This is a genomic window from Syntrophaceae bacterium, from assembly GCA_013177825.1.
GTDB lineage: Bacteria > Desulfobacterota > Syntrophia > Syntrophales > PHBD01 > PHBD01.
In genome coordinates, this window is sequence record JABLXX010000001.1 from 410,372 (window position 1) to 423,592 (window position 13,221).

Here is a 13,221-nt window from a genome sequence, read left to right on the forward strand (position 1 = left end):
CGCTCTATCGGTGTGGACCTGTGGAAAGCCTTTCGTTCAAGGGACAGGCATTATACGGCTTATCATGAATGGTAGTTGCGATCCCTTCGGCCTGAAACGGGGCGAATGGATTGATAAATTGAGATAACAATCAGGAGTGAAACAGGTGAAAATTTCGACCATTCTCGATCACATCGACGGCGGTCATATGGCATTGCCTGAATTTCAGCGAGGCTACGTCTGGAACCGCGACCAAGTTCGCGGATTTTTTGATTCGCTTTACCGTCGTCATCCCGTGGGGGGGCTCCTGGTGTGGGCCACCGAGTCCAATTCGGCTACCCATCGCGGTGACGGCCGGCTGGCAGCGGGTATCGTAAAACTTCTTCTCGACGGGCAACAGCGTATCACTTCGCTTTATGGAGTTGTCAGAGGAAGACCGCCAGAGTTTTTCGATGGGAATGCGCAGGCTTTTACAGGCCTTCGGTTTCATCTTGAGACTGAGACGTTCGAATTTTACCAACCGCTGAAAATGCAGGATGACCCACTCTGGATTGATGTCACAGAACTTTTGATGAAAGGCACAGCCGGGCTTGGCGAATTTGTTGGTCGCCTGACTTCTCAATCGGCCCTCTCTGACAAAGTCGGCGAATATGTCGGACGCCTTAGTCGCTTGCTCGGAATCATAGATATCGTTCTACATGTGGAAGAAGTTACAGGAACCGACAAGTCGCTGGATGTTGTCGTGGAGATCTTCAACCGGGTTAACAGCGGAGGCACGAAACTCTCGAAGGGTGATCTGGCCCTGGCCAAGATTTGTGCGGATTGGCCTGAGGCCCGTGACACCATGAAGAGTCATCTCAAGGGTTGGGCTAGCGCGGATTACCGTTTCAACCTCGACTGGCTGCTTCGCTCCGTGAACACGGTGTTAACCGGAGAGGCGAAGTTCCAGTTCCTGCATGACAAGAACGCGACGGAGATTCAGGACGGTTTGAAACGGGCCGTCAAGCACATCGACACCTGCCTGAACCTGATCAGCGGAAGACTGGGCCTTGACCATGATCAGGTCTTCTTCGGTCGTTTCGGAGTGCCGGTGATGGTTCGCTATCTCGACCAACGAAGCGGCCTGTTGGACGAGAAGGAACGAGACAGGCTGATGTTCTGGTTCGTTCAAGCAGGCATGTGGGGGCGATTCTCCGGATCGACGGAATCCTACATTGACCAGGACTTGGCAGTGCTGGAAGGAAACAAAGATGGCTTGGATAAGCTGTTAAAACAGTTGCGTCTCTGGCATGGCGGCCTGCAGGTTGAACCAGGACATTTTACTGGCTGGAGCCTGGGTGCCCGTTTCTATCCCGTTCTTTACATGCTGACAAGGATGGGACAGGCACGGGATTGGGGGACAGGACTCCCTCTGAAGGCCAGTTTGCTCGGGAAAATGAGTCATCTTGAAGTGCATCATATCTTCCCGAAAGCGAGGCTATACAAGCACAGCTACAAACGCCCGGAAGTCAATGCCGTGGCCAATTTCTGCTTCCTTACCAAAGACACAAATCTCAGCATCAGCGACCGGCTGCCGGAGGACTATTTCCCAGAAATTGAGAAAGCGCATCCCGGCGCCTTGGCATCCCAGTGGATTCCGACGGATCCTGAGTTGTGGAAGATAGCGAACTTCCGTGATTTTTTAGAAGCTCGAAAAATACTCCTGGCGCAGGAAGTAAACAAGCAAATGGAAGAATTGCTGCACGGTGACACACGCTGGCTTGTAGGTCCTGTAACTGCCGTTCCTGCAGCCCCAGTAATCGTTGGAGGAATTACAAGCGAAGAAGAGGAAGAACAGCTCGAAGCCTTGAACCATTGGATGGAAGATCAGCAGCTTCCTCGTGGAATACTCGCTTATGATTTTTCCGATTCGGACACAGGTCAACAGAGGGCCGTATTCGATCTGGCATGGCCGAATGGCATCCAGGCAGAACTCAGTCAGCCGGTTGCTGTGCTTTTAAATGAAGGAACGGAAGTACTTGCTATAGCGAGCCAAGCCGGATTTCGTTTTTTTACGAATGTGTCTGACTTTCAAAACTACGTAAAGACGGAGATTTTGGGGCTGGATCAACAGCTTGGGGTAGCGTAGGCCGAAACCTCTCTATTCAGAAATTAACAGGCGGCATCATCCGCCTGTCCTGATATCGTGGTTGCATCATCGTCGGAAGGCGAGTACATTCAACACGTTCTTAATCTTCACCCTGTCATTTTTCCAATCATTGAAATGATGATATCCGGCTTTCCGGAATCATAACAAGCCATTACCTCAAGGAAAGCAGAGAAAATCGTGTCACAACTCGAACATATTGAAGCGATTGAAAAAAGGCTCTGGACCGCAGCGGATACCCTGCGGGCTAATTCCAATTACGCCAGCAACGAATACTTCCTGCCTGTCATGGGGCTCGTCTTTCTGCGCCACGCCTACAGCCGCTATCTGGCCGTGAAAGACACCATCGAAGCGAACCTTCCCACACGCGGCGGCAAGACAAGGCCGGTCACCAAAGCAGACTTCTCGCAAAAGAGCGCCATCTTTCTCCAACCCAAGGCCCAGTTCGATCATCTGGTCGCGCTGACCGACAGCGACGACCGGGCCACGGCCATCATCGATGCAATGAAGTCCATCGAGGAGGACTATCAAAACCTAAAGGACATACTACCGAAGGGTGAATATAAGGAGCTCGACAACGCTGTCCTCGGCCAGCTCTTGCGCACCCTCAATCCGGAAGAACTCAAACAGGTCTCGGGCGACGTGTTCGGCCGCATCTATGAATACTTTCTCACCCAGTTCGCCGACCAGAAGGCTCATGACGGCGGCGAGTTCTTCACCCCCGTCTCGCTGGTATCGCTCATCGCCAACGTACTTGCGCCGGAGGGTGGCATCGTGCTGGATCCGGCCTGCGGCTCGGGCGGCATGTTCGTCCAGAGCGCCCGCTTCGTCGAGCGCCGCCACGAAAACCCGGTGGACAGGCTCACCTTCTTCGGCCTGGAGAAGAACGCCACCACCATCCGCCTGGCCAAGATGAACCTCGCGGTCCACGGCCTGGAAGGCAACATCCAGAAGGCCATCACCTACTACGAAGACCCCCACGAGTTGCTGGGCAAGGCCGATTTCGTCATGGCCAATCCGCCCTTCAACGTGGACGAGATCGACGCCGACAAAGTCAAGAGCGACCCGCGCCTGCCCTTCGGCCTGCCCGGCGTCAACAAGAAGGGCAAGGTCCAAAACGGCAACTATATCTGGATAAGCTACTTCTACAGCTACCTCAACGACCATGGCCGGGCGGGATTTGTCATGTCCAGCCAGGCCTCCAGCGCCGGGCGGGATGAAGCCAAGGTCCGCCAGCAACTGGTCGAGACCGGCGACTTGGATATCATGATCGCCATCCGTTCCAACTTCTTCTACACCCGCACTGTTCCCTGCGAGCTCTGGTTCCTCAACCGCGCCAAGCCCGAAACGCACCGCGACAAGGTGCTGATGATGGACGCCCGCAACATCTACCGCAAGGTCACCCGCAAGATCTACGACTTCAGCCCGGAGCAGGAGCAGAATATCCTGGCCATCGTCTGGCTCTATCGGGGCCAGACCGAGCGCTATCTCGACCTCGTGGCGCGCTATTGCTGGCGCATGCTGATCGAGGGCGCAGCTTGCTTCACCGCCCAAGATGATGACGGCGGTTCAATCGAACTACTGCCGGATTTTATTGCATCGCTGGCAAAACTGCGCAGTGCCATCGAGCCGTTCCTCAAGAACCTGGACAAGGACGCGCCCCATGTCGAGGCGCTCAAGGAACTGGACGACGCCATCCCGATGTTCAAGGCGGACATGGAGGTGTTTCGGAAGGCCCTTACCGAACAGCAGGCGGCATGGGCGAAGCAAAAGACGACCAATGGTGAATTAAAGAAAGCCGTGGATCGTCTGGCGCCGCTCGCCGAAAGCAGTCGCGATCTGGTCAAGCAAACGGACATGATCTACAAGCTTGCCTGCCGCCTGATTGATACTTGCGAGAACGAATGCGCCGCCAAGGGCAGCGAAGACTGGGCCAATCGTGAGATCAACCGCGCCCGCAAGGCCGCCGATGAGGCCCGCGCCCTGGCGGTGGAACAACTCAAGCAGGTCCGCTACTTCTGGCGTCAGGCCCACTGGCTCACCGAACGCTTCCCCGAGGCCGAGCTTCGCGATGTCGAAGGGCTGGTCAAATTGGTGGATCGGGCCGAGATCGAGGCCAAAGACTGGAGTCTCACCCCGGGCCGCTATGTCGGCGTCGCTCCTGAAGAAGAGGACGAGAATTTCGACTTTGAGGAGACATTGCGCGATATCCATGTTGAACTGGAGGATCTGAACGCCGAGGCGGTACAACTGGCTGCGACGATTAAGAAGAATTTCGAGGAGCTGGGGGTATGAAAGGCGCCTCAAAAAAAACTTTAGACGACGTATGTGAATTCATTATTGACTGCTTACATGCTACGGCACCTGTGCAAGACGAGGGCTATCCTCTCATACGTACGCCAAATATTGGACGCGGACGTCTCCAGCTTGACGGCGTCTATCGTGTTTCGGAAGATACCTACACAAAGTGGACACGTCGTGCTACGCCGATGGCAAATGACCTGATCCTTGCCCGTGAAGCACCAGCAGGTAACGTGGCCATCGTCAAAAATGGGCAAACTGTCTGCTTGGGGCAAAGAACTGTTCACCTTAGGCCAGATCCTCAGATGGTTGATCCTGACTTCCTCTGCTACTTTCTGCTTGCGCCGCCACAACAGGGACTTCTTCTCGCTGGCGAGACAGGAGCGACTGCCAAGCACGTCAACATGAAGGATATTCGCCAGTTATCATTGAGACATATGCCTAGATTGGAAGAGCAGCGGCGCTCTGGGCGAATATTGGCCGCCTATGATGACCTGATCGAGAACAACCGACGGAGGATTCAATTGCTGGAGCAGGCAGCGCGGCTGCTCTACAAGGAATGGTTCGTCCACCTCCGCTTCCCCGGCCATGAACACACCAAAATCACTGACGGTGTGCCGGAGGGGTGGGAGAAGATCACTATTGGAGAATCGGCCTCTTTTTTAAGTCGAGGTATAACTCCAAAATATGACGACAATGCACCAGGGCTTGTTATCAACCAGAAGTGTATAAGGAATCGAATGGTAAGCCTTGATCTAGCCCGTCGACATTCTAATCAAGTGCCTTCAACAAAGATTGTTCAATTCGGAGATATGTTGATCAATTCTACAGGTGCGGGAACACTTGGTCGGGTTGCTCAGTTCTTGTATGAAGCTGATGGATACACAGTTGACTCACATATCACGATTGTCCGTCCCCGAGAGGACATCCCAGTCCACTACTTCGGTTTGTGCTTAGCGAGTTTAGAATCTTACATTGCGACATTAGGCCGTGGTGCGACTAACCAGACAGAACTTTCAAAAGACGATATTGCCGCGCTTGAGATAATCCGCCCATCATCCGGCCATGCACAAATGTTCGAAAAAAAAGTGGCACTATTTTTTCGTCAAATTTATATTTTATTGGGACAGGTTAAAAAGCTAAGCCAAGCCCGCGATCTACTTCTCCCGCGCCTCATGAACGGCGACTATGCGGTATGATACCTAAAATATTTGAAAGGAGGCAATCATGGCGACTGCTGAACAGATAAAATCCCTGATTCGCTCCTATCTCGGAGATGACCCCGAGCGTTTCTACTCGATCGCTTTGCAGATGGCTGCTCACGAGGCCAAACAGGGCCATATAGCCTTGGCTCATGATATACGCGACATCGTGGACAAGGCCAGGAAGGCCAAAGGGGCAGTAATCCTGCAGTTTCCAAAGGACATGTTGGGTCTGGTGCTCTCCGAGAGGCCAGATATTGCCAAGTCTGCCCTAGTGATTCCCACAGCCCTCGAAGAACGCATTGCACGGATCATTAACGAATATAGGCAACAGAACAAACTCAAGGCCTATGGTTTGACACATCGCCGGAAAGTGCTGCTGATCGGCCCGCCTGGCACGGGCAAAACCATGACTGCTAGGGTGTTGGCGCATGAACTGCACTTGCCGTTGTACACAATCCAGGTAGACCGTCTAGTCACCAAGTTCATGGGAGAAACTGGCGCCAAGCTGCGCCAGATATTTGACCTCATTAAGAGTGAAGAAGGTGTGTATCTTTTTGATGAATTTGATGCCATTGGTGGAGAGCGATCCTTTGAAAACGACGTGGGCGAGATGCGCCGCGTCCTGAATTCCTTTTTACAATTTATCGAACAGGATTCGTCCGACAGTCTAGTAGTAGCCGCAACCAACAGCCCAAGACTTCTGGACCGAGCACTTTTCAGGCGATTTGATGACGTACTGTACTACGAACAGCCGACCGATAAAGAACGTAAGCGTTTGATAGAAAATATTTTAGGAACCTATTTGGCCTCTCGCTTTACTTGGAAGCAGGTGATTGATGACAGCAGCAATCTGAGCCATGCTGAGATCGACCAAGCATGCCGCGATGCCATTAAGAATGCCATTTTGATGGAACGAAAAAAGGTGAATGCGTCCGAATTGCTCGACAGACTAAATGAGCGCAGGGACGCACGCAAAGGGCTGCGGGAGTAATATTTAATGGCGGGGAATCGGCTTTCACACATTGTTCTTCGGGATAGGCCTGAAAACACTGACTTTATCAGCGCCCGATCCAGTGGTGGGGGAAGGAGCATCCCGTCGCGTCAGCGCGACTCACATAGCGCCTATTTAAAAAGTAGATTGGAACAGGCGTGGCGATCAGTTGAAGACGAACGCGCGGTTGCTCACATCGAACGTGATGGCGTGTACATTGAATTCAAAAGCGATCCTGGTGCTGATCTGGTGACCAAAAGCCTCGAGGATATGAAGTCCAAGAAGGTACGTTTGCTTAATATCAGGACCGAGAAGGAGACAATTACTGACGATAAAACAAATCAACCGAAAGAAGTGGTCACTACTTACGCGACGGTTTTTATTGCCAATGAAAAGAAAGAGCACTTCTTAAAAAAGATAGAGGAATATGCTGAACAGGACACTCCGAAGGGCCATTGGAAGAACGCCGATCTAATTAACAGTATTGCGGATATTAGAAAAGCACTGGCGATTGATTCATTCTGGCAGGACGATAAATCATTGATCCCTGGTGACACGCCCAACTGGTGCGAGATTTGGTTGAGTAACGATACGGAGGAAGTCATATCCCGTTTCAATAATCTTTTAAACCGGTTGGAGATCCCATCAAAGAATGGCATTATCCGGTTTCCAGAACGGGCTGTTAAGGTTGTGTTGACTAATCGAGCGCAGTTGGAGCAGCTTTCGGCGTTGTCCGATGACATCGCTGAATATCGTCTGGGCAAAAGTACAGCCGAATTCTGGACTGGGTTGCGAAACAAGGACCAGGCCGAATGGGTACAAAATCTGCTGAAAAGAACAAGATATGAGCAGTCACCGGGTGTTTCCGTGTGTCTCCTTGATACCGGTGTGAACCATGGTCATCCACTCATTTCGCCGGTATTAAGCGATGGCGACTGCCAGGCTGTAGATTCGGCTTGGGGATCCCACGATCACGATAAACACGGTACCCTTATGGCAGGGGTTGCCGCCTACGGCGATTTGGTCAAAGCCCTGTCGGGCAGTGGACCTATCTATCTCAGGCACTGCCTTGAATCGGTCAAGATCCTTCCTCCGGTCGGTTCGAATCCAACCGAATTATGGGGATACGTCACATCGCAAGGTGTCAGCCTGTCTGAAATCGAGGCGCCTGATCGAAAGCGTGTCCATTGTATGGCTGTGGCTGCCGATGACACCCGTGACCGAGGTCGTCCAAGTTCCTGGTCCGGGCAACTGGATCAGATCATAGCTGGTACAGATGATGATATAAGAAGACTAATGATCGTGAGCGCTGGCAATACAGACCCGTCCGGCTGGGCACAATATCCAGCTGCCCAACTAACCGACTCAATTCACGATCCGGGCCAATCGTGGAATGCATTGACGGTTGGCGCCTACACGAAGATGGATACGATTCTGGACCCATCGCTTCAAGGCTATAGCCCAGTCGCTCCCCAAAGTGGGCTTTCTCCCTTTTCAACAACATCTTTCTGCTGGGAAGACAATAAGTGGCCGATCAAACCGGAAATCGTTTTGGAAGGTGGTAATGCGGCGCGCGATACGAGCGGCTTCACAACAGAGTGCGATGATCTATCACTGCTCTCCACATATTACAATCCTCTGACAAGCCATTTTCATCCATTTAATATGACAAGCGCTGCCACTGCTCAGGCCGCCTGGATGGCTGCTCAGATTCAGATACAGTACCCGGATCTCTGGCCGGAAACGATTCGTGCCCTTGTCGTGCACTCAGCCAATTGGCCGGACGGCCTTTGGAATCAGTTTTCTGGTGATGGATCCAAGACCGCTATAAAGAAACTGCTTAGCACTTGCGGCTATGGTGTACCGAACCTGGAGCGAGCACTGTTCAGTGCTTCGAATTTTCTGACCTTGATTGCACAGGCTGAGCTTAATCCGTTTGACAAGAAAAGAGATGATACAGGTAATGCGAAATCTGGTTACCGAACCAAGGACATGCACCTATATGAGTTGCCTTGGCCCAAGGAAGTGTTGCGCAGCATGCCAGATCATATAGAAGTGGAGATGAGGGTCACGCTCTCTTATTTTATTGAGCCTGGTCCGGGCGAAATCGGCTGGCAGGACCGTTATCGCTATGCATCCCACGCATTGCGTTTTGATTTGAAATCTCCCACTGAAACCAAAGAACAGTTTGTCAAGCGCATCAATAAAGCAGCCAGGGAAGAAGAAGAGGGACATCCTGGTACACAGAGCGCTTCTGACCACTGGAAAATTGGCCAAGCGCGAAACAGGGGTTCCATTCATTCAGATATTTGGCAAGGGACAGCATCCGAATTGGCGGAATCCAATATTATCGCCATTGCCCCTCGCATTGGCTGGTGGCGCGAGCGCGCTCATCTGGGGCGATGGAACCGCAGGGCAAGGTATTCCCTGGTGGTTTCAATCATGACACCGGAAGAACGCATCGATGTGTACACACCCGTTGCCAATCAAGTCGGAATCAGCGTGCCGATTGAAGTCACCACGTGAATGGGCGAAGATATTGAGCAACTTTACAGAAGATACCCTTGTTCAACAAACCACGGCAGAATACCTGGAGCAGAAGCTCGGTTGGCAGTCCGTCTATGCATACAACAACGAGGACTTCGGGCCTGATAGCCTTCTAGGGCGGGCATCGGACCGTGAGGTGGTGCTCACGCGGTCGTTACGCAAGAAGCTGACGGAACTCAACCCCGGCATGCCCGACGAGGCTTATGACGATGCCGTGCGGCAGATCGTGGCGATGACGGCGATGCAATCGCTCATTGCCACAAACCGCGATAAATACAACCTCATCCGCGACGGCGTGCAGGTAGCCTTCCGGAACGGCAAGGGCGAACTGGTGAAAGAACGCCTGCGAGTGTTGGATTTCAAATATCCGCTCAACAACGACTTTCTATGCGTTCGGGAACTGTGGGTGCGGGGCGATCTTTACCGCCGTCGGGCCGACATCGTGGGGTTTGTTAATGGGCTTCCACTCTTGTTCATGGAGCTCAAGACGGTTGGCAAGGATGTCCGTGTCGCCTATGAGAAGAATTTCAAGGATTACAAGGATACCGTGCCGCACCTTTTCCACCACAACGCGATTGTGGCACTGGCTAACGGTGTGGAAGCAAAAATCGGCTCGGTGACCAGCCGGTTTGAGCACTTCCATGAATGGAAGCGCCTGGCTGAGGATGAACCGGGCGTGGTGGACATGGAAACGCTGCTCAAGGGTGTTTGCAGCAAAGCAAATCTCATTGATATCGTAGAGAATTTTATCCTCTTTGACGACTCGACAGGTGAAACCAAGAAGATCCTGGCCCGCAATCACCAGTTCCTCGGCGTGAACCGGGCCATCGAAGCGGTGCGCGACAGGACAAATCGCAACGGAAAACTGGGCGTTTTCTGGCACACCCAAGGGGCGGGCAAGAGCTACTCGATGGTTCTGTTTACTCGAAAGGTACACCGCAAACTGGGTGGCAATTTCACCTTCCTGGTGCTGACCGATCGTGATGATCTGGACACACAGATTTACAAGACCTTTGCCGGCTGCGGAGTCGTGGATAACGACCGCGAGCCCTGCCGGGCATCCAGCGGGGAGCACTTAGCCCGTCTTCTTTCAGAGCACAAGACGCATATCTTTTCCCTGATCCAGAAGTTCAACCGGGACGTAGAACCAAACCAGCCTTATTCTCCGCGAGACGATATTATCGTCATTACAGACGAGGCGCACCGCACCCAGTATGGGACGCTGGCCCTGAACATGCGCAACGCCCTGCCGAACGCCTCCTGCATTGGCTTCACCGGCACGCCGCTTTTCAGTGACGACGAAATCACCAAGAGGGTCTTTGGCGATTACGTTTCGACCTATGACTTCCAGCGGGCGGTGGAGGACAAGGCCACCGTGCCGCTCTACTACGATGCCCGCGGCGACAAGCTTGGCGTCTCGGTGGGCGACCTCAACGAACGCATCGCCGCCAAACTGGAGGAACTGGAAACCGCCGACATCGACGTGGCTCAGCGGCTCGAAAAGGAGCTTAAGCGCGATTACCACGTCATCACCGCTGACAAACGGCTGGATCAGGTGGCCCGCGATTTCGTGGATAACTACTCCAAAGCCTGGGAAACCGGCAAGGCCATGCTGGTATGCATCGACAAGATTACCTGCGTGAAGATGTATAACCGCATTGCCCGATATTGGGAGGAACGGATCGCTGAACTCACGGCTGAACTGGCAGCGATCAAAGACGAGCAGGAAGAGCAGTATCGCAAGCGGCAGATTGCCTGGATGCGCGAGACCAGAATGGCGGTGGTGGTCAGCGAAGAGCAGGGCGAGGTGGAGAAGTTCCGCAAGTGGGATCTGGACATTACACCGCATCGCCGCCTGCTCAAAGACGGAATGGAGCTGCCTGAGGCGATGCGTCAGAAGCCGCAGTTCCGGTCCATGCAGCGGATGGATGTGGATGAGGCCTTCAAGGAAGAAGAGCATCCGTTTCGCATTGCCATAGTCTGCGCCATGTGGTTGACGGGTTTCGACGTGCCGTCGCTTTCGACGCTGTATCTGGACAAACCGCTCAAGGCGCACACGCTGATGCAGGCCATCGCCCGCGCCAACCGTGTGAACGAAGGCAAGAACAACGGCATGATTGTGGATTATTGCGGCATCCTCAAGAACCTGCGAAAGGCATTAGCCACCTTTGGCGGGACAGGCGACACAGGACGCCCAGGCGAAGGCGGAGAGAACGAACCGGCCAAACCGGATGATGAACTGCTGGCCGACCTGGCAGAGGCCATCGCATTTGTCAGAGCGTTTCTGACTGAGCGGAGCGCGTCACTGGACGACATCATTCTTAAGAAGGGCTTTGAACGCAACGCTGCCATTATCGCCGCAAAGGAAGCGGCCAATGAAAACGACGAGACACGGAAACGATTCGAAGTAATGTGCCGAGCAGTCTTCTCGAAATTCAGGGCCTGCCTCACGGTGGCGGGCGTCAACGACTACCGCCGGGATTACGAGGCGATCAATGTCGTTTACAGAAGCCTGCAGGAGGACCGCGAAAAAGCGAATATAAGCGATATCATTCAACAACTCCATAAGGTGGTGGACGAGGCGATCGAGACCAAGGGGTATGTTGTTAGCGCAGAAGAACGCGCCCCCTATGACATCAGCAAGATCGATTTTGACAAGCTGCGAACGGAATTCGAACGGAGCCGGACCAAGCGCACAACGGTTCAGAACCTCAAGACGGCCATCGAATCGCGACTCCAGCGGCTGCTTGAGCAGAACCCTTTGCGAACGGACTTTCAGCACCACTATGAACAGATCGTGGCCGAGTATAACCGCGAGAAAGATAGGGTAACCATCGAGAAGACCTTTGAGGCACTTCTGGTGTTCATAGACGGTATGAGCGAGGAAGAGCGTCGTGCCGTTCGCGAAGGACTTGATGAGGAATCCCTTGCGGTCTTTGACCTTCTGAAAAAAACGGACCTCTCGGCGGACGAGATTAAGCGCATCAAGACGGTTGCGGTCGATTTGCTCAATACGCTCAAGGCCGAGAAACTGCGCGTCACTCGCTGGCAGGACAAAGAAGCCACCCGAGATGGCGTCCGACAGGCCATTTTGGATTTCCTGTGGAACGAATCAACCGGCCTGCCAGTGGACAACTACACGGAAGACGATGTGAAAGACAGGGCCGACGACGTCTATCGTCATGTGTATCGTGTGTACCCAACGCTCCCGTCGCCATATTACCAGTCCTCAGCGGCAGCGTGAGGTGGGACGGTTAAAAGATGATCACCATCCCTTTGGAGGCTGCTTAAGCTGGCACCTGTAGACTGGCTGACAGTTAGGGAGGTCACTAACTTTTACAGATTTAGCTTATAAAAAGCTCGAATAAAACGGCAACATTATGGATGTAAATAGAAACATGCTTTGTAATATTGACGACTTGTGGTTCCTTCTAAGGAAGCATCTCGAGGGATCGGTCTTCTTGGACTCATATCCAACAGAATCAGCCTTTGAGAGTGATGTCTGGGAGAGCGTTGTCAAGGTAGCCGAACATATTGGGCTGAATAAAGAGGTTGCGTGCTTGACGTCGCATCGGACGAATCCCGACCGATCGCCTGTATACTGGAAAGAGTTCTGTAAACAAGAAAAAGGTCCTGACGTCAATGTCTTAGGATCGAATAACCGTTTGGATATTGTTTTCAAGCATCCGGAGTACGGCTCAATTGGCATCGAGGTAAAGTGCCTTGGAACAAAAGGGCATGCTGCGAAGTTGACGCAGGGTATCGGGCAAATGTTTTTGGCCTTGGCTCACCGCGACCGGACAATCCTCGTTATTCATTGTGGAACCGTTAGCTCTGCAGAAAAACAGCGATTACGAGAGGTTGCTGAAGAAATATGCAAAGAGACAAGAACGGCAGTTATTGTTGTTCCAACGAAATAGGCGGAAGCACCTTTCCCTCCAGAGGCCTCTTGCCATCAATCCTGGGGCTGAATCTTGGATGACTGTCGGTGGCGCCCCGCTGTCTTTAACTTTCAATTGGACGGACAGAAAGTTGCAATCAGCCGGACGAAC

7 protein-coding genes are annotated in these 13,221 nt (G+C 52.9%); all 7 read left to right on the forward strand.

Annotated elements, in window-relative coordinates; all coding sequences use genetic code 11:
- Nucleotides 1–145: 145 nt before the first annotated feature.
- Nucleotides 146–2,107, forward strand: coding sequence for a DUF262 domain-containing protein (locus HPY65_01890; GenBank protein ID NPU83210.1), 1,962 nt, complete (start codon nt 146–148; stop codon nt 2,105–2,107).
- 198 nt (nt 2,108–2,305) lie between these two features.
- A complete protein-coding gene (locus tag HPY65_01895) occupies nt 2,306–4,420 on the forward strand; it encodes an N-6 DNA methylase (protein ID NPU83211.1) in 2,115 nt (704 codons plus the stop codon).
- Entirely contained in the window at nt 4,417–5,625 is a 1,209-nt protein-coding gene (locus HPY65_01900) for a restriction endonuclease subunit S (GenBank protein ID NPU83212.1), read from the forward strand. Before HPY65_01895 ends, HPY65_01900 begins: the two co-directional genes overlap by 4 nt.
- A 28-nt stretch (nt 5,626–5,653) precedes the next feature.
- Entirely contained in the window at nt 5,654–6,622 is a 969-nt protein-coding gene (locus HPY65_01905; protein NPU83213.1) for an ATP-binding protein, read from the forward strand.
- 6 nt (nt 6,623–6,628) lie between these two features.
- Nucleotides 6,629–9,148 carry a S8 family peptidase gene (locus HPY65_01910; GenBank protein ID NPU83214.1) on the forward strand — a complete coding sequence of 840 codons (2,520 nt, stop codon included), beginning with the start codon at nt 6,629–6,631 and terminating at the stop codon, nt 9,146–9,148.
- Entirely contained in the window at nt 9,087–12,413 is a 3,327-nt protein-coding gene (locus tag HPY65_01915; protein NPU83215.1) for a type I restriction endonuclease subunit R, read from the forward strand. The genes HPY65_01910 and HPY65_01915 overlap by 62 nt, the downstream gene beginning before the upstream one ends.
- A gap of 217 nt (nt 12,414–12,630) precedes the next feature.
- Entirely contained in the window at nt 12,631–13,089 is a 459-nt protein-coding gene (locus HPY65_01920; GenBank protein ID NPU83216.1) for a hypothetical protein, read from the forward strand.
- Nucleotides 13,090–13,221: the final 132 nt, after the last annotated feature.

Coding starts and splice junctions, on each gene's coding strand:
- HPY65_01915 (NPU83215.1), top strand. CDS start 9,087: ATGTGTACACACCCGTTGCCAATCAAGTCGGAATCAGCGTGCCGATTG.
- HPY65_01910 (NPU83214.1), top strand. CDS start 6,629: ATGGCGGGGAATCGGCTTTCACACATTGTTCTTCGGGATAGGCCTGAA.
- HPY65_01905 (NPU83213.1), top strand. CDS start 5,654: ATGGCGACTGCTGAACAGATAAAATCCCTGATTCGCTCCTATCTCGGA.
- HPY65_01900 (NPU83212.1), top strand. CDS start 4,417: ATGAAAGGCGCCTCAAAAAAAACTTTAGACGACGTATGTGAATTCATT.